This window comes from Pectobacterium atrosepticum, assembly GCA_019056595.1.
In the GTDB taxonomy this organism is placed as follows: Bacteria; Pseudomonadota; Gammaproteobacteria; order Enterobacterales; family Enterobacteriaceae; genus Pectobacterium; species Pectobacterium atrosepticum.
Map to the genome: position 1 here is coordinate 676,388 of CP036163.1, position 17,353 is coordinate 693,740.

The 17,353-nt window shown below is 50.8% G+C and carries 15 protein-coding genes; 11 read left to right on the plus strand and 4 right to left on the minus strand.

Going from position 1 to position 17,353, the window contains the following annotated elements:
• Positions 1–73: 73 nt before the first annotated feature.
• From folM to DCX48_03680, 3 genes are read left to right on the plus strand one after another with little or no spacing between them, the layout of a single operon-like run.
• Positions 74–796: a dihydromonapterin reductase gene (gene folM / locus DCX48_03670; GenBank protein QXE13682.1), complete on the plus strand. Its 723-nt coding sequence runs from the start codon at positions 74–76 to the stop codon at positions 794–796.
• Between the two features lie 30 nt (positions 797–826).
• Positions 827–1,342 carry a sigma-70 family RNA polymerase sigma factor gene (locus tag DCX48_03675; GenBank protein ID QXE13683.1) on the plus strand — a complete coding sequence of 172 codons (516 nt, stop codon included), beginning with the start codon at positions 827–829 and terminating at the stop codon, positions 1,340–1,342.
• Positions 1,339–2,142, plus strand: a complete 804-nt coding sequence (locus DCX48_03680) for a hypothetical protein (GenBank protein QXE13684.1) — start codon at positions 1,339–1,341, stop codon at positions 2,140–2,142. The genes DCX48_03675 and DCX48_03680 overlap by 4 nt, the downstream gene beginning before the upstream one ends.
• Positions 2,143–2,193: 51 nt before the next feature.
• On the opposite strand, the gene DCX48_03685 is transcribed toward DCX48_03680, so the two are convergent.
• Together DCX48_03685 and DCX48_03690 are read right to left on the minus strand one after the other, a co-directional pair.
• The gene (locus DCX48_03685) at positions 2,194–2,769 is read right to left on the minus strand and encodes a YceI family protein (protein ID QXE13685.1); all 576 of its coding nucleotides are present in this window, start codon (positions 2,767–2,769) and stop codon (positions 2,194–2,196) included.
• 145 nt (positions 2,770–2,914) lie between these two features.
• Positions 2,915–4,114 (minus strand): hypothetical protein, encoded by a 1,200-nt coding sequence (locus tag DCX48_03690; protein QXE13686.1) that lies wholly within the window; start codon positions 4,112–4,114, stop codon positions 2,915–2,917.
• Positions 4,115–4,335: 221 nt separating this feature from the next.
• Here DCX48_03690 and rstA point away from each other — a divergent pair, with 221 nt between their 5' ends.
• The 7 genes from rstA to DCX48_03725 all read left to right on the plus strand — a co-directional run bounded on the left by rstA (position 4,336) and on the right by DCX48_03725 (position 12,024).
• The gene (gene rstA / locus DCX48_03695; GenBank protein ID QXE13687.1) at positions 4,336–5,073 is read left to right on the plus strand and encodes a two-component system response regulator RstA; all 738 of its coding nucleotides are present in this window, start codon (positions 4,336–4,338) and stop codon (positions 5,071–5,073) included.
• The gene (rstB, locus tag DCX48_03700) at positions 5,070–6,383 is read left to right on the plus strand and encodes a two-component system sensor histidine kinase RstB (protein QXE13688.1); all 1,314 of its coding nucleotides are present in this window, start codon (positions 5,070–5,072) and stop codon (positions 6,381–6,383) included. The genes rstA and rstB overlap by 4 nt, the downstream gene beginning before the upstream one ends.
• Positions 6,384–6,563: 180 nt before the next feature.
• Positions 6,564–6,980 carry an acid shock protein gene (locus tag DCX48_03705; protein ID QXE13689.1) on the plus strand — a complete coding sequence of 139 codons (417 nt, stop codon included), beginning with the start codon at positions 6,564–6,566 and terminating at the stop codon, positions 6,978–6,980.
• Positions 6,981–7,476: 496 nt separating this feature from the next.
• The gene (locus tag DCX48_03710; GenBank protein ID QXE13690.1) at positions 7,477–7,779 is read left to right on the plus strand and encodes a type 1 fimbrial protein; all 303 of its coding nucleotides are present in this window, start codon (positions 7,477–7,479) and stop codon (positions 7,777–7,779) included.
• 251 nt (positions 7,780–8,030) lie between these two features.
• A complete protein-coding gene (locus tag DCX48_03715) occupies positions 8,031–8,888 on the plus strand; it encodes a serine protease (GenBank protein ID QXE13691.1) in 858 nt (285 codons plus the stop codon).
• Positions 8,889–9,360: 472 nt separating this feature from the next.
• Positions 9,361–11,139 carry a sensor domain-containing phosphodiesterase gene (locus DCX48_03720; GenBank protein QXE13692.1) on the plus strand — a complete coding sequence of 593 codons (1,779 nt, stop codon included), beginning with the start codon at positions 9,361–9,363 and terminating at the stop codon, positions 11,137–11,139.
• Positions 11,140–11,184: 45 nt separating this feature from the next.
• Positions 11,185–12,024 carry an EcsC family protein gene (locus DCX48_03725; GenBank protein QXE13693.1) on the plus strand — a complete coding sequence of 280 codons (840 nt, stop codon included), beginning with the start codon at positions 11,185–11,187 and terminating at the stop codon, positions 12,022–12,024.
• Between the two features lie 14 nt (positions 12,025–12,038).
• Here DCX48_03725 and hrpA read toward each other — a convergent pair whose 3' ends face one another.
• Complete coding sequence (gene hrpA, locus DCX48_03730) at positions 12,039–15,926, minus strand: ATP-dependent RNA helicase HrpA (GenBank protein ID QXE13694.1); 3,888 nt, start codon at positions 15,924–15,926, stop codon at positions 12,039–12,041.
• Positions 15,927–16,244: 318 nt separating this feature from the next.
• Between hrpA and DCX48_03735 the strand changes: the two genes are divergently transcribed.
• Positions 16,245–16,850 carry an FMN-dependent NADH-azoreductase gene (locus DCX48_03735; protein QXE13695.1) on the plus strand — a complete coding sequence of 202 codons (606 nt, stop codon included), beginning with the start codon at positions 16,245–16,247 and terminating at the stop codon, positions 16,848–16,850.
• 270 nt (positions 16,851–17,120) lie between these two features.
• Here the strand turns inward: DCX48_03735 and DCX48_03740 are convergent, their stop codons facing one another.
• Positions 17,121–17,351, minus strand: coding sequence for a YnbE family lipoprotein (locus DCX48_03740; GenBank protein QXE13696.1), 231 nt, complete (start codon positions 17,349–17,351; stop codon positions 17,121–17,123).
• Positions 17,352–17,353 lie beyond the last annotated feature (2 nt).

Below are 17,353 nucleotides of genomic sequence, written 5' to 3' on the forward strand. Positions count from 1 at the left end.
ATAGAGAACAGGCCACGCCGTGCTATTGTCACGGTTAGCCCCCTTTTGACTAGCGTGTTGAGGAGACCTAATTGTGACAACTTTTTCTTCTGCTCCCGTGTTAATTACCGGCGGCGCGCGACGTATTGGTCTGGCGCTGGCACGTTCGTTTTTGGCCCAGTCGATTCCCGTCATTATTAGCTATCGCACGCCTTATCCCGAACTGGACACGCTAGAGCAAGACGGTGCTGTTTGTCTGGCTGCCGACTTTTCCACCACGGAAAGCATCTATACGTTTGCTGAGAAAATCCAATCACTCACGCCGCAGCTACGCGCCATTATTCACAACGCCAGCCGCTGGGAGCCAGAAAACCCCTCAATACCGCCAGAACAGACGCTGGCCGATATGCTACAAATTCATGTCTATACGCCCTATTTGCTCAACCAACTGCTAGAACCTTGCCTGCGTGGGCAAGGCATTGCTGGCGCGGATATTATTCATCTGACGGATTACGTGGTTGAAAAAGGCAGCGAGAAACACATCGCCTATGCTGCCAGCAAAGCGGCGTTGGATAACATGACGCGGTCGTTTGCCCGTAAGCTGGCACCGGAAGTGAAGGTCAATGCTATTGCTCCCAGCTTAATCCTGTTTAAGGAACAGGATGACGACACATATCGCCAACAGGCGCTGGAAAAGTCATTGATGAAAATCGCACCCGGCGAAGAGGAAATTGTCCGACTGGTGGATTACCTATTCAGCAGCCGCTACATCACGGGGAAAACGTTGGGCGTTGATGGCGGACGCGCGTTGCGCTAAAGCCCTGAGCAGCAATGTGAGGATAAGAAAATCACCACCAGTGAAGTTCGCCAGCAGCTTACTGCACACCTAACACGCCTGTGGCGCTATGGGCTAGTCCTGTCGCGCAGCCACGAGGTTGCCGAAGAGTTAGTCCAGTCTACCTGCGTTCGTGCGCTCGAAAAAAGTACACAATTTACCCCAGGCACTCGTATCGACAGATGGCTGTTCTCCATTCTCCACTCAATATGGATTTCCGAACTGCGCGCCCGTCGCGTACGTCAGGGGCAAGGATTTATCGAAAGTGAGGAATTGCTGGCTCCAGATACCCATGAGCGGGACAACGATCGTCTGCATTACCAGAAAATAATGCAGCGCGTCAGCGCACTGCCAGAAGCACAGCGCAACACTGTATTTTTAGTTTATGTCGAAGGGTTTACCTATCAGGAGGCGGCAGACACGCTGTCAGTACCGATCGGCACTATTATGAGCAGACTGGCCGCCGCGCGGGGTACGCTGGCTAAATCAGCTGACACCCCGGCCCCTGCAAAGGAGAAACTGTCTTGAAACCCATGAGTTTTACTCCCCCTTACAGTGACGAAGCCATTGTTGCCTGGTTGGATGGCGAGATGACTGAGGCCGATGCGCAAAGATTCAAGGCACGACTTGAAGGGGACGAACAGCTTGCCGAGCGCACCGCTGAACTGATGAAAAGCCAACTTGATTTTGAAGAAGCCTTCGCCCCGTTACTCGACAAAGCACCTGAGGCGAAGATGCAGGACAGGCTTGAGAGATTAGTAACGACAGCGCCAATACCCAGCAAACCTTCATCTCACGCGGGAGTCAGTCGCCGCTCGCTGATTGCTGCTTCCCTCAGTTTTCTGGTGATTGGCTCAGGGCTAGGCTACTTCGCACATTCGCCCCAGATCACTCTCAGCGACAGCGAGAAAATTCGCGATCTTGAAGCCCAGTACATGTCTCTTTACAGCGCTAAAACTCTACTCGATGCGGACAGCTCCGCACAGACCTTGCAGAGTGGGCTGTCTCGTGCTGCTCAAGACATAGGGTTGTCTCTCAATGAACAACAACTGACGCTTCACGACGCAGAGTTGAAAATGGTACGTCTACTGAGCTATGACAATACGTCAATTGCGCAGATTACCTGGATGCATGCCAAATATGGGCCGATGGCACTGTGTATTTCCCCTGAACATCAGGCAACTGCTACTACGCTTAACAATGAGCAACGCCATGATATGCAGGTTGTCTGGTGGCGCGATCGCGGCTATCAGTTCGTATTAATTGGCCGTAGCCCTGTTACGCCGCTGACGGAAAGTGCGCTCAGGTTACAAGCGTCGCTGGCATAAACAGTGAATGCCCTTCACGCACGGTCAACTCCGCGTGTGAAGGGCAAATATTTATACGGTGGGTCGGGCTTTCGCCTGAATTTCAATATTAATCGCTACGCGATCGTCCACCACCCCGGTAAACCGATCCATATTAAAAGATGAGCGTGAAATAGCAGTGGTCGCATGAAGAGACAGCGAACCCTCATGGGATGAGATTCCTCCATGTTCTTCAAGCGTGGCTTCCAGAATTACCGGACGTTGAACGTTTTTTACTGACAGTGAACCAAAAACCCGAAAGTGACCATGACCCAGCGCCACCACTCTGCTGCTGGTGAAAGTAATCGCGGGATAGTGTTCAGCATCAAAAAACAGGCTGCTTTTTAACTGATAAGTCAGCAAACGGTTGGACGCCTGTAGCGTCGTGATTGGAATTTTCACATCAATACGGTCATTCATTTCCTTTTCAGCATCCAGTGTAATGTTGCCCGTCACGCCGTCAAGAGAGGCCTGCGACGGGTGTCCAAATGCTTGCCATGAAAGCCCAATAACCGTGTTATCAGTAGCAACGGTGTAGTTAAGCGGCATAGCGTGCAGCAGTGGGCTGATGAGCAGCCCGAAGGCCAGTACAGGAACGATGCGAGTCATAACAGAATTCTCCTCAGAATAGACAACGCGTAAACGCTCCAGAGCACGACTTTATTCGGACACGTTTCACTATTTCTGTTCATTCTGAGGAAAAAGTTTGGCGAGCTTTGCATTAGCAACCCGCTCAACGAGGTTGTTGACGCGATTACGAACCTTTTTTCTTCGCACGCCCCTTGCGCTGGTAGGCTTTATGTTCGGCTATATATGTCAGGTAGGCTGCCCGCGTCATCCCGTCGGTACGTTGGGCAAACACATCGTAGGTCGTATCGGGCGGAAAGCCAAACTCAGCCAATACCTGCTCCCATGCTTCGAGTTGTTCTGGGTTGAGCAACGTCTTATCCCAGTCTGGGAATCCTCTATCGACAAAACAGTCGGCTGACACGCTGCTATAAGCCCCATTGTTCATATAGTTGCGCCCGGTTTTCAAAGCCGTATCCTGACTGGCTTTACTGATCGAACAAGGTCCCCACGACAGGCGATAATCGCTTTTCTGTGCGCTGATGCTTGAGCCATAACCAACGGGAAACAGGATGTCCTCTTCCGCCAATATTTTCAATCCCACATATTCGTAATTGCCACGCAGGAAAGCGTTATCCATAACAATCCAGCATTTGTCTGACAAAGGAGAAGCCACAATCTCCGACAGCGATGGATTACGCACGGTCGTGCAGAAAAGGTAAGGCCGAACAAACAGCGGCATCGTCATCACATCATTCCAGATGCTGTGTTCAGCAAATAATTCGTCCTTTTGCATCTGGCGCAGATTGCCAATAACCAGAACATAGCCATCGGTATGTAAGTCTATTTCTACGCGAAAGACGTCGCCCGGAATGGTTTTATGCTGCCGATTTTTCATATGCATCAACCGCTCCAGCTTATGCGCATAATCAGCAGGCAAGCGTTCGCGATAAGATTGCAGCCATTCGACAATCTCTTCTTTACTGGCCAGGTCGCGGCATTCCGGCAGAGGCAGTCGGACAGAATTTCGATAATTACTGACGGTAATATATCCGTAGCGTCCCGAGTTCAGCGTTCTGATACCCGCCGAAAACACAATGCCGTCAGCTATTACAATGGAAACGCTAGTGTAAGTGAGTTTTTTCTCTTTACCGCGTGCGGTTCTCGGCAGAACAACCTCGCGCTCACTCGTCTGAATAATGACATCTTCTTCCTGATAATTTAGCTCTGTGGCCGTAATGCGCTTGCGGATCGTATCGCCATCAAAACAGATAAAATAGCCATCACGGACGGTTAAAATATCCCATTCGTCCGATAACGGTTCCAGTCCGAAATAAGGGCGTAGGGCTTCCTGCATCCAGCTAGTTATCTGATCAATTGGTTTCATCTTCAGCACGGTTCCCAGTGAAGTATTCAGTCATCATGTCGTGGTCGTTCTCGGTAAACAACGAGAATCAGGTGCAATACCGCCTAAAAAAGACACGCGCCGCAGCTTATCTAATTTTGATAGGTAAACAAATACTTAACACCCATTTACGCTTCATTTCTCGTTTATCACCTATCATCAGGCTATGCTATGAGCAGTGAGATGGGGATAACGTAGATACCATGCATAAGATTGTTTTTATAGAAGATGATACCGAGGTTGGAAAATTGATCGCTGCCTACCTCGGCAAGCATGACATTGATGTTCAAGTTGAAGCACGAGGCGATCAGGCATTAGCCTTTATTGAGCAACAGCAGCCCGATCTCGTGCTGCTGGATATAATGCTGCCCGGCAAAGACGGGATGACCATCTGCCGGGAGTTGCGGCCACAGTACAGCGGCCCGATTGTGCTACTGACGTCGCTGGACAGCGACATGAATCATATTTTGGCATTAGAAATGGGTGCCGATGATTACATTCTGAAAACCACACCGCCCGCTGTCTTGCTCGCCCGCCTGCGCCTGCATTTGCGGCAATACGCCACCGCGCCACAAACAGTGGCAGAAAATGCAGCGCCCGCCGCGTTGCAGGTGCATAAATCACTGCACTTCGGCCTGCTCTGTATCGATCCGGTTAATCGGGAAGTGACATTAGGGCAAGAGCATATCGTGTTATCGACTGCGGATTTTGATCTCCTCTGGCAGTTGGCGACCCATGCTGGTCACATCATGGATCGGGATGCGCTGCTGAAAAATCTGCGCGGCGTGACCTACGACGGCATGGATCGCAGTATTGATGTCGCTATTTCCCGACTGCGTAAAAAACTGTACGACAACCCGCTAGAGCCATTCCGTATCAAAACCGTACGCAACAAAGGCTATCTGTTCGCCCCCAATACCTGGGAGAGCGTGACGCTATGAGAAAGCTGTTCGTCCAGTTTTTTCTATTGCTGTTTGCCTGCTTTGTCGTCATGACGCTACTGGTCGGGCTGGTTTATAAGGTGACAGCTGAACGCGCTGGGCGTCAGTCCATGGATGATCTGATGAAAAGCTCGCTGTATCTCATTCGTAATGAGCTACGCGCTATCCCCCCTCGCGAGTGGCATAAAACTATCAGCCAGCTCGATCTAAATCTGTCGTTCAAATTGCACATCGAGCCGGTGAGTAAATACGCGCTGAGCCCCAAGAATCGGCAGCGTCTGAATCAGGGGGAGATTATCGCGCTGGATGATGAATACACCTTTATCCAACGCATCCCCCGCAGCCATTACGTTCTCGCCGTCGGCCCTATTCCTTATTTGTTCTTCCTGCACGAAATGCGGCTGCTGGATTTACTGCTGGTGATGCTCATCGGGCTGTCGCTGGCATTACCGGTTTTCTTGTGGATGCGGCCACATTGGCAGGCCATGTTAAAATTGGAGAATGCTGCGCAGCGTTTAGGGGATGGTCATCTGGAAGAACGTATTCATTTTGATAGCACCTCAAGCCTGTTTCGTCTTGGCATCGCCTTCAACCGGATGGCGGATAATCTGAACCAGCTCATCAACAGTAAAAAGCAGCTGATTGACAATATCGCGCACGAACTGCGTACGCCGTTGGTCAGGCTGCGCTATCGGCTGGCGATGAGTGACAACCTGACGGAAGACGAACAGCAGGCATTAAATCGGGATATTGGTCAACTTGAAGCACTGATTGACGAACTGCTAACGTATGCCAGACTCGATCGTCCACAGGTGACGCTGCATCTTGCCGATATTGATATTCCTTCGTGGCTACAGGCAAAAGTTGACGATTTTCGGCTTATCCACCCTGATAAACACATCTCGCTGGACATGCCTCATTCGGCACAGATTGGTGCACTCGATTTGCGTCTAATGGAGCGAGTCCTGAATAATCTGATCGGCAATGGGTTGCGCTTCTGCCATAGCCAATTGCATGTCAGCCTGACGTCCAACGCCGAGCATATCGCCTGTCTGCAAGTCGAAGATGACGGCCCTGGTATTGCACCCGAAAGCCGGGAAAGCGTTTTTGAACCGTTTATCCGTCTGGATGCAGGTATTGAGAACAGCAGCGGTGGGTGTGGGCTGGGGTTGGCGATTGTTCATGCCATCGCGCGTGCTTACGAAGGCAGCATTACCGTGGATGAAAGCCCACTGGGCGGCGCTCGTTTCCGTTTCTGCTGGCCGGTAAAAACCGCAACGACACAGGCTGCAATCACCATTCAGCACTAGCGCCAAGACAGCGGTAACCCCTCGCTGTCTTTCAATGTATTTATCGCCCTTCCAGACTTGTACATTAGGTTACACGCCGAAACCAATCACTCACTGAAGCCGCCCTCTGTTTCTCCTATTCTCTCTTCAACGGCCCGCGTGAGGGTCACGAAACGTGAATGAGATAACGAGGAAATGATGATGAATAAAGTATTAGTTATGATCGCAGGTGCTGCACTGGGTCTGTCCTCTGTAGCCTTTGCCGCGGATACCGTAACCAGCGCACCTGTTCAGCCTTCGGCGACCACTACCACCTCTGCTCCGGCTAAAGCCGTTCATCATAAAAAGCAGATGAAGAAAGCTAAACCAGCCGCTGAACAGAAAGCGCAGGCTGCCAAGAAACATGTGAAGAAAGCTAAACCGGCCCCAGCACAGAAAGCACAGGCTGCCAAGAAACACGTGAAAAAAGCTAAACCAGCCCCTGCACAGAAAGCACAGGCTGCCAAGAAACACGTGAAAAAAGCTAAACCAGCCCCTGCACAGAAAGCGCAGGCTGCTAAGAAACACGTGAAAAAAGCTAAAACGGTAAAACCTGCTGATACCACGCCAGCAGCGTAATCAATTAGCACCCACTCCTTCCCCCACCGGGAAGGAGTCACTTCTGGCTAACCCCGATTTGAATCGTGTAACTAAAAGGTTTACCGAAAAAATAGGGCAACCATCAAACACCCGGTTTACCGGGTGTTTATTTCATAGGGGGACGGGAGAATGATGCGGCGTTACTCATTTGAAATTATGTTATCTCTTGTTCTGCTCTGTGGCGTTATTACTCTGAGTTTTTTTCTTTAGCCCCCAAGGGCAGTATCCCAGCCGCTACCAATCAAACACGCTAGATCCATACGCAGAGAAAGCGCTATCTCAATACAATAACCTCTCCATTAATAATTCGGCTCAACTCATCAAATCCCTTTGAAGATCTGCACATAGATATCACCAAATAATAGAACGTCAAAAAAATAAGATATCGATCCAAACAAAAATTTTGGAATAGTAAAGTTTTACCATTCCGCGCCGTTTATATCATTACACTCCGAGCAATACCGAGAACACCATAATGAAAAAAATCCTGCAAATATCTGCCATATTGCTTAGCACTATGACTGCGACATCGTATACATTCGCATCCCCCTCTCCGTCAGCCGGTATCATTCGATTTTCGGGTGCCATCGTCGAACCCGTTTGTGATGTTACAACGCACTCAAACAATGTGACCGTCAGTTGCGAACGACAAGGTGAAGTACAAACGCTACAAATGAAAAACAGCTCACAACACGCCGCTTTACCTCAAGGCATCGGTTCTGTGAGTTCAAAAACATTGAATTCAGATGCACGTATCGTGATCGTCAGCTACGAATAAGGCTGACGCCGCTCGCGACGATATAACGTTTATTGATGCAAAAACGCGACGCCACCTAAAATCGTGGCGTCGCGTTAATCTTGGCGATCGGCAATACCATGCCAGCCATAGCACTGTTATGTCATGAGCATCCTTTTACACTCGATAACATTTTAATTCCCCGCTCCACGCCAACAATTACATCTATAGTTAAAGCAACACGCTATATTTAGCGCCTCAAAATGACTTTTATCATAAGGCCCATTGACGACATGCGCATATCAGCCTGGTTGCTATGTTCATTATCCTTTATTGCCCCGTTAAGTTGGGCAGAATCCTCACCAGCAGACATCGCTGCGCAGAAACAGCAGCAAATCTTATTTTTCAACCACGACGATCGGGATATCGTTCCTGACACAGCTGTCTGGCCGTGGCAGGCGATTGGGCAGTTGGAAACCGCCAGCGGCAACCTTTGCACCGCGACGCTTATATCACCGCATCTGGCGCTGACGGCTGGGCATTGCGTGGTCACCCCACCGAAGGGCGGGATAGATAAGCCCGTCGCGCTGCGCTTTCTGGCGACAGAAAATGGCTGGCGTTATGAAACGTCGGAAATTGAAGCGCTGGCGAATAAAACACTCGCTAAAAAATTGAAAGCTGACGGCGAGGGGTGGATCGTTCCGCCCTCAGCAGCACCGCTGGATTACGCCTTAATTCGGCTGAAACAAACACCGCCAGGTATTCGTCCGCTCCCGCTCTGGCAAGGCAGCCGCCAAGAATTGATGCAGGCCTTGAAGGACAATGGTCAACGCGTCACGCAGGCTGGCTACCCAGAGGATCATCAGGAAACGCTTTATCGCCATCAGGATTGCTTGATCACTGGCTGGGTTCACCCTGCCGTTATGGCACACCAGTGCGACACGCTGCCTGGCGATAGCGGCTCCCCTCTGATGCTGAACTCGGCAGCAGGTTGGGTACTGATGGGAATTCAAAGCTCAGCACCCGATGCCAGTGAACGCGATCGGGCCGATAATCGCGCTGTTTCGGTTACCGCCATTCGTCAGCAGTTAGAAACATTGGCAAAACTAAGTTCACCAAAACCAGGTTCACCAAAACTTTCACCAAAGTAATGCTAACGCCCACTACGCAGTGGCCCACAGTCAGGCGGCAATCGCAATTCAGGATACCGCCCGACGCCTCCCGCTTCACACCTGCTTCATGGTATAAAAAAATATCTGTTCTATTCTTATCAGAGGTATAGGTTAATCATCCATATTGTCGCCCGACAGCGGCGCGACAATTAACAGGATTTTATTTTATCTTATGAAAGATGCTTCTTTTATAATTAGATTCTCATTTATTCGCAGAGCATTTCATCAGCAAAATCAGTTATCGCTGCTCGCAAGTAATGGGAAAATATCATAAATTCATACCGCACACTGAAAACCGAAAACACGGTTAAGACAAGAAAGCCACTGAACCTTAACGGAAAGATAAAGGTAATATAATAAGTTACCTCAAATTTTAGCCTCTATGTTATTGTGTCGCCGTTAAATTAAATTGATGTCGTCGCGGTTATTATTGCGAAAAGGAAGAGTCTACATGTTAAAACATTTGAGCCATGACGAAAAAAAACGCATGCAGACTCTCGATGAATTACAAAAAATCGATATATCTCAAGACGATGTTCTTCACAAACTCACAAAAATGGCCTGCCAACTGCTCGGAACCCCAACGGCACTCGTTACACTAACAGGTTCTAAATCTCTGCATGTAAAAGCAAAAAACAATTTTCCTATGGATGATATGGATAAAATTGGTTCATTCGACCATTTTACCGTACAAACGGGCCAAGCTTTTGTCTGCACCGATGCCACTCAGGACGACCGTTTTAAAGATAGCCCCTTTGTAACAGGCAAGCCTTTTATCCGTTTTTATGCTGGCGTTCCGCTTAAGACCAAAGATGGCTATTCCATCGGTACTTTCTGCGTCATAGATTATGTTCCACGCTCCTTCACTAAGGTCCAACTGCGGTTACTGCACGATTTAGCCGCCATTGCGATGGTGTTAATGGAATATCGTAATGCGATTGGCCTGATCGATGGGGTAACCCTGTTGCCCAACCGCCAGCGCCTGATTGATGACATCAGCCACATTACCGATATTCACGAGAATTACCTGCTTATCCTGATTGATACCATCGACATTTCTTACGCTTATGAAATGGGATGTGCATTGGGTATGCCAACGGTAGAAGGCCTGCTGAAAGATATCGGGATCTTTTTACGTCTTAGCTTAAATTCATCAGATAACCTTTACTCTGCCGCCGTCGGTCGTTTCGCACTTCTGGTGAAGTCGAACAAGAAAGAACTGGTTCTGGCGGAGCTCGACGCTTGTGCCGAACGGATTCATGAAAGTATCGCCAGCCATATCCCGCTTAAGCTGGAGCTTTTTGTTGGCTATACTGAATTTCAGATTCCGGCCAAAGATCCCCATCAGATCCTGCGTGAATCGATGAGTGCGCTGCGCGCCGCCATCACCACGAATACCCGCCAGTTAGCTTACGACACTGAGGCCGATAAGGCGCAGCAAATCGCCTTTACCTTGCTCAATGAGCTGGCCGATGTGTTACAGAACAATAAGCCGGGTTTGTATTTGGTCTACCAGCCAAAATTAAGCATCAAGACCAATGCCGTCATTGGTGCCGAAGCGCTGATTCGCTGGCGTCATCCCGAATTAGGCGAGATTTATCCTGACCAGTTTATTCCGCTAGCGGAGGGCACGACGCTAATGCGCCCGCTAACAGACTGGGTCACCAGAGAGGCGGCATGTCAGGTGAAACAATGGCGTCAGGAGGGGTTAACCTTCCCTGTGTCGATTAACGTTTCTGCCCGAAATTTTTCCGAAAATGACTTCATTCCGCGCCTAATTTCCATTCTGGACAATCACGGTCTTACTCCTCAGGATATTGACATAGAGTGTGTCGAAACGCAGGAAATCATCGAAAGCACTGAAACGCTCGCCACCATCCAAGCGCTGCAACAGCTCGGATTTACTATCGCTCTTGATGATTTCGGTACCGGGTATAGCAACTTAAGCTATCTGCGTAACATCCCCTCTACGGTGATAAAACTGGATAAGTCACTGATTAAAGATATAAAAACTGACCGAAAAAGCCGCGTTATTGTGCAATCCATTATCAGCATGCTGCACAAACTGAATTATATTGTGCTGGCGGAAGGGGTGGAAAATAAGGAAACGCTCGAACATCTGGCTCATTTTGGCTGTGATGAAGTACAGGGCTACTATTTTTCCAGACCTATCCCACCCAAAGCATTTACCGCTTGGTTAGCGGCGCGCTCGTCACAAACTTCTGCATAATAGTCCCGCCAAACGGGCCATTCAGTAACAGTATGGAGAACACATATGACTCTTCTTACTTCAGAGGATGAGCTCGCTATCAGAAATGCCATAGCTCTGCTGGAAGCCCCTTCCTTTGCAATACAGGCGGCGAATCAGGTTGGAAAACCGATTGAATGGAGCCTATCGAAGTTACCGTCCATAGTGAAAAACAAAATACAGAATCTGGTTCACGCCGCGCTACACAAAGCGGTAAACGCCGCACTCTATACGCTGGAAGACGCCCCTGCTCGCGTGGCATCACCAAGGACACATAAGCTAGCCGTCGCCGCTTCCGGCGCAGTCAGCGGTTTTTTTGGCGCTGCCGGACTGTTGGTTGAACTGCCTATCAGCACCACGATCATGATGCGTTCCGTGGCTGATATTGCTCGCAGCGAAGGTTTCTCCCTCACTGATTATTCCGTCAAAGCCGCCTGTGTGGAAGTTTTCGCGCTCGGCGGTACACAAGAAAGCGACGATGCTGCCGATTCGGCCTATTACGCGTCACGCGCCGTACTTGTCGATATCACAAGACATGCCACACGAGAGTTGATTGGGATAGCAGGAAAGAAAAGCGCGGAGAAAGCATCAGCAAGGGTAACTACCGCACAGGCAGGAAAAACGCTGGCAAAGCTGATTGATGTGGTCGCCACCAGACTAGGTATCACCATGACGGAAAAAATGGCCGCGCAGATTGTCCCCGTGATCGGTGCCGCCAGCGGCGCAGCCATTAATACGCTTTTTATTCACCATTACCAAAACATGGCGAAAGGTCATTTCATCATAAAACGTCTGGAGCAGCAGTATGGTGAAGAGGCGATCAGGTCGGCTTACCTTGAGCTAAAACAGCCACAATCGCCGACCTGATGTAATACGAGAGATTACCCTTCTACCTGCTCCATCGCCTGTAATACGCGTTTATCCGAGATCGGGAACGGCGTTCCTAGCTGTTGGGCAAAGTAGCTAACGCGCAGCTCCTCAAGCATCCAGCGCACCGCCTTCACATCGTCGTCATCGCGTCGTTCCGCAGGCAGCTTATTCCACCACTGCTGCCACGCCTGTTGAACCTGTTCCACTTTCAGCATCTGCGCCCTGTCACGATGTACATCCTGCGCCAGCTTCTCCAGACGTCGCTCTATCGCGTGCAGATAACGCAGTACGTCCGGCAGGCGCTGCCAGCCGTTTTCGGTCACAAAACCGCGGAACACCAGGCCGCTCATCTGGCTTTTGATATCACTTAACGCCAGCGCCATCGCCATATCTATACGCCCTTTCAGGCGCTTGTTAATGGTGAAGACGGCAGTCAAGATTTGCTCAACCTGTTTGGCGATATCGACCACCGTCTCGTTCAGCTCCGCGCGTACTTTCTCATGCAACTGCTGGAAGGCGTCTTCCTGCCAGACAGGACCACCGGATGATTCAATCAGCTTGTCCACCGCACAGGCAATACAGTCATCGATGAGATCCATCACCTTACCGTACGGGTTGAAATAGAGGCCGAGTTTCGCCTTGTTCGGCAGTTTTTCATGCAGATATTTGATCGGCGACGGGATATTCAATAACAACAGACGGCGCAGTCCTTGTCGCATTACCTGCTGTTGCTGGTGTGGCGTGTCAAACAGGCGAATCGCCACGCTATCCTTTTCATCCACCAATGCAGGATAGGCTTTAACCGAGTAGCCACCACGCTTCTGCTCATAACAATTCGGCAGCGAGCCGAAACTCCAAACGTGCAGACCGCGTTGCTCTAACCCATCATCCACCACGGATGACAGCGTTTGTTGCACTTTATCTTTGAGCTGATCTTTCAGCGCGTTCAGGTCTTTACCTTCCCGCTGCGTCCTGTTTTTCTCATCAATGACGCGGAACGTGATTTTCAGATGATCGGGCACCTGATCCCACTGCCACGCTTCGCGTGGCACCGTGACACCCGTCATCAGACGCAGTTCACGTTCCAGCGCATCCAATAACCCTTTCTCCAAGGGAGTGGTACGCGCCAGAAACGCCTCAGCATAGTTCGGCGCAGGGACAAAGTTACGGCGTAACGGCTTAGGCAAGGATTTAATCAACGCGATCGTCAGTTCGCGACGCACGCCGGGAATCTGCCACTCGAAGCCTTCTTCACGCACCTGGTTGAGGATAGGCAACGGAATATGTACCGTCACGCCATCTGCATCCGCGCCCGGCTCAAACTGATAGGACAGGCGCAATTTCAGACTGCCCTGATGCCAGAAGTTCGGGTAGTCCAGCGCGCTCACTTTCTCCGCGCCGTCTTTGATCAACATGCTCTTTTCAAAATTAAGCAGGTCAGCGTTGTCGCGGCTGGCACCTTTCCACCATGTATCAAAATGACGCGACGACACAACATCATGCGGCAAGCGCTGATCGTAGAAGGCAAACAGCGTTTCGTCGTCCACCAGAATGTCGCGACGGCGCGATTTATGCTCTAAATCTTCTACCTCTGCCAGCAGCTTGAGATTGGCACGGAAAAAGGCGTGATGCGTTTGCCAATCGCCTTCCACCAGCCCATGGCGGATGAACATCTCACGCGCCAGCGTCGGATCGATTTGGCTGTAGTTCACCTTACGCGCCGCGACAATCGGCAGCCCGAAGAGCGTCACCTTCTCCTGTGCCATTACTGTGCCCTGCGCTTTCTCCCAGTGAGGATCGCTATAGCTCCGTTTAATCAGGTGCTGAGCCAGCGGCTCGATCCACTCTGGTTCAATACGCGCGGCAATACGTCCCCACAGGCGGCTGGTTTCCACCAGTTCGGCCACCATCGTCCATTTGGGCGGCTTTTTGAATAATCCAGAACCAGGGAAAATAGCAAACCGTGCGTTACGCGCGCCGCTGAACTCTTGTTTCTCAATATCTTTCTGCCCGATATGTGACAACAGCCCGGTGAGCAACGCACAGTGAATACTCAGGTAATCAGCTGGTTCGCTGTTGACCGGCAGCCCCAATTCTTTCACCACCTGACGCAGTTGCGTGTAGATATCTTGCCATTCGCGAACGCGCAGGTAGTTAAGGAAATCAGTGCGGCACTGACGACGGAACTGGCCGGAAGACAGCGCCTTCTGCTGCTCACGTAGATAGTCCCACAGATTGACGAAAGCCAGAAAATCAGAGTCTTTATCGGCAAAGCGGCGGTGTTTTTCATCCGATGCCTGCTTCTTATCCATCGGCCTTTCACGCGGGTCCTGAATCGACAGCGCGGCGGTGATCACCATCACTTCACGCACACAGCCCGTTTTGCGCGCTTCCAGCACCATTCGCGCCAAACGCGGATCAATCGGCAATTGCGCCAACTGTTGCCCTTGCGGCGTCAAATGGTAATGTCCGTTCTCTGCCAGATGAATCGCACCCAACTCCTCCAACAAGCGCACGCCGTCCTGAATGTTGCGCTTATCCGGCGCTTCAACAAACGGGAACGCGGCGATATCGCCCAGCCCCAGCGACGTCATTTGTAGAATAACGGAAGCCAGGTTGGTGCGAAGAATTTCGGGATCGGTAAATTCAGGTCGCGACAGGAAATCCTGCTCGGAATAGAGACGGATACACACCCCAGCGGCGACACGCCCACAGCGCCCTTTACGCTGATTCGCCGACGCCTGCGAGACAGGCTCAATCGGCAGGCGCTGCACCTTGGTGCGGAAGCTATAGCGGCTGATACGCGCGGTGCCGGGATCGATCACATAGCGAATCCCCGGCACGGTTAATGAGGTTTCCGCCACGTTGGTCGCCAGCACGATGCGACGGCCATGATGTGACTGGAAGACGCGGTTCTGTTCCTGATTCGACAGGCGCGCATAGAGCGGGAGAATCTCGGTATGCGGCAAGTCCAGACGGGTCAACGCCTCTGCCGTATCGCGAATTTCACGTTCACCGCTCATGAAGACCAGAATATCCCCCGGCCCTTCGCGCGTAAGCTCATCAACCGCATCAAAAATCGCCTGTAGCTGGTCGCGCTCGCTGTCATCAGCGTCTTCCACCACGGGACGATAGCGCACATCCACCGGATACGTTCGGCCAGACACTTCAATGATCGGCGCATTATTAAAATGGCGGGAGAAGCGCTGCGGATCGATGGTGGCCGACGTAATAATCACTTTTAAATCGGGGCGTTTTGGTAAAAGCTGGCACAAATAGCCCATAATGAAATCGATATTCAGGCTGCGTTCGTGCGCTTCATCGATAATCAGCGTGTCGTACTGCATCAACAGGCGATCTTGCTGAATTTCAGCCAGCAAAATACCGTCGGTCATCAACTTGACCAGCGTATTGTCACCGACTTGATCGTTAAAACGGACTTTATATCCGACGCTGCCGCCCAGCGGCGTTTCCAACTCTGCGGCAATGCGATCGGCAACGGTTCTGGCCGCCAGACGGCGCGGCTGCGTGTGGCCAATCAGACCGTGCACACCGCGACCCAGTTCAAGACAGATTTTCGGCAACTGCGTGGTCTTACCCGACCCCGTCTCACCTGCGACGATAATTACCTGATTATTACGCAGGGCCTCCAGTATCTCGTCTTTTTTCTGGCTAACGGGAAGCTGTTCAGGATAGTGAATCGTCGGACAGCTTGCCCGCCGGTTTTCGACTTTCTGGCGTGCAGCAGCGATTTCCCCCTCAATTTCCTGAGCGATGGCGGCCTGAGCCTGCGGGCTACTGACCTTCGCTGCGCCCTGTAAACGGCGGCGCAAACGTTGCCGATCGCGAAGCATTAGCTCACTTAACTGCGTAGATAATGCACTGAGAGGTGATTTCACGTTGCTCTTCCTTAATCGTTTTCTAATTCTTTTCTCTGTCGGGGAGATGATCGCCACCGAATCTGGCTCAATTGAGCCTAACCTGATTTTAAGGCACTGAATTTTTAAGCCGTGGATAGTAGCACATTGTCATAACCGGCTCTAATGGCACCACCTGGTCTTAGGTAAGAACGGTCTTATGCAAAAACTGTCTTATTCAATAAAATCGAATAAAGACCTCGAATATTTGCACTTTTTACTTTCCAGAACACCGCATAAGATGTGAAGCATCAAAGGGCGTTATGTTGTCGCCCACTTCAATCACTAAAGGAATTGGCAATGAGCAAAGTATTGGTTCTGAAATCAAGCATTCTGGCAGGTTATTCTCAGTCAAACCAACTGGCCGACCACTTCACCACTCAGTGGCAGTCTGCACATCCAGACGATAGCATCACCGTACGCGATTTGGCCGCTCAACCGATTCCGGTTCTCGATGGTGAATTAGTCGGCGCACTGCGTCCTTCCGATGCCACTCTGACTCCTCGTCAGCAGGAAGCACTGAAACTGTCCGACGACTTAATCGCTGAATTGCAGGCACACGACGTGATCGTGATCGCTGCACCAATGTATAACTTCAACATTCCTACCCAGTTGAAGAACTACTTCGACCTGGTGGCACGCGCGGGTGTAACGTTCCGCTACACCGAGCAAGGCCCTGAAGGTCTGGTGAAAGGCAAACGCGCTATCGTATTAACCAGCCGTGGTGGTATCCATAAAGGCACACCAACCGATCTGCTGGAACCGTACCTGCGTGTGTTCCTGGGCTTCCTCGGTCTGACTGACCTTGAGTTCGTATTCGCTGAAGGCTACGGCTACGGCCCGGATGTGGCACAGAAAGCGACCGAAGACGCAAAAACACAGCTGTCCCAACTGGTCACCGCATAACGAACCATTATTCATCGCGAATAATGGTTCATATACCCTAAATAATTCGAGTTTCAGGCAGGCGGCAAGAGAAGGAATCCCGATGAGCTTACTCAAGTAAGTGATTCGGGTGAGTGACAAATCCGCCAAAGGCTGATTTGAGCGCTGCTTGCAGCGACCCCAACGGGGCGAGGCCCACGCGAGTGGGCTGAGTAGTGCAGCCAACGCACATGCAACTTGAAGTATGACGGGTATACCGACCTTGCCATTACATTGATTTAATTGGCTTAATTATTGCGCGCCTTCCGGCGCGCTTTTCTTTATCTCATCACCTGCCGCATTGTCGGATCTTTCCAGCAGTTGCGTCGCTTCTTTATCCGCTTTGATGTGAATCTCATGCTCGATCTTCACATTCATATTGATGGTGATCGGCTCTTTGGGCGCGGCAACCTCAATGCGCGGCACACATCCCGTCAGGAAGGCTACCGTGCAACACACCAGCACTGTCTCGCTTTTATTCATTG

Coding starts and splice junctions, on each gene's coding strand:
- DCX48_03685 (QXE13685.1), bottom strand. CDS start 2,769: ATGACTCGCATCGTTCCTGTACTGGCCTTCGGGCTGCTCATCAGCCCA.
- DCX48_03690 (QXE13686.1), bottom strand. CDS start 4,114: ATGAAACCAATTGATCAGATAACTAGCTGGATGCAGGAAGCCCTACGC.
- rstA (QXE13687.1), top strand. CDS start 4,336: ATGCATAAGATTGTTTTTATAGAAGATGATACCGAGGTTGGAAAATTG.
- rstB (QXE13688.1), top strand. CDS start 5,070: ATGAGAAAGCTGTTCGTCCAGTTTTTTCTATTGCTGTTTGCCTGCTTT.
- DCX48_03705 (QXE13689.1), top strand. CDS start 6,564: ATGAATAAAGTATTAGTTATGATCGCAGGTGCTGCACTGGGTCTGTCC.
- DCX48_03710 (QXE13690.1), top strand. CDS start 7,477: ATGAAAAAAATCCTGCAAATATCTGCCATATTGCTTAGCACTATGACT.
- DCX48_03715 (QXE13691.1), top strand. CDS start 8,031: ATGCGCATATCAGCCTGGTTGCTATGTTCATTATCCTTTATTGCCCCG.
- DCX48_03720 (QXE13692.1), top strand. CDS start 9,361: ATGTTAAAACATTTGAGCCATGACGAAAAAAAACGCATGCAGACTCTC.
- DCX48_03725 (QXE13693.1), top strand. CDS start 11,185: ATGACTCTTCTTACTTCAGAGGATGAGCTCGCTATCAGAAATGCCATA.
- DCX48_03735 (QXE13695.1), top strand. CDS start 16,245: ATGAGCAAAGTATTGGTTCTGAAATCAAGCATTCTGGCAGGTTATTCT.
- DCX48_03740 (QXE13696.1), bottom strand. CDS start 17,351: ATGAATAAAAGCGAGACAGTGCTGGTGTGTTGCACGGTAGCCTTCCTG.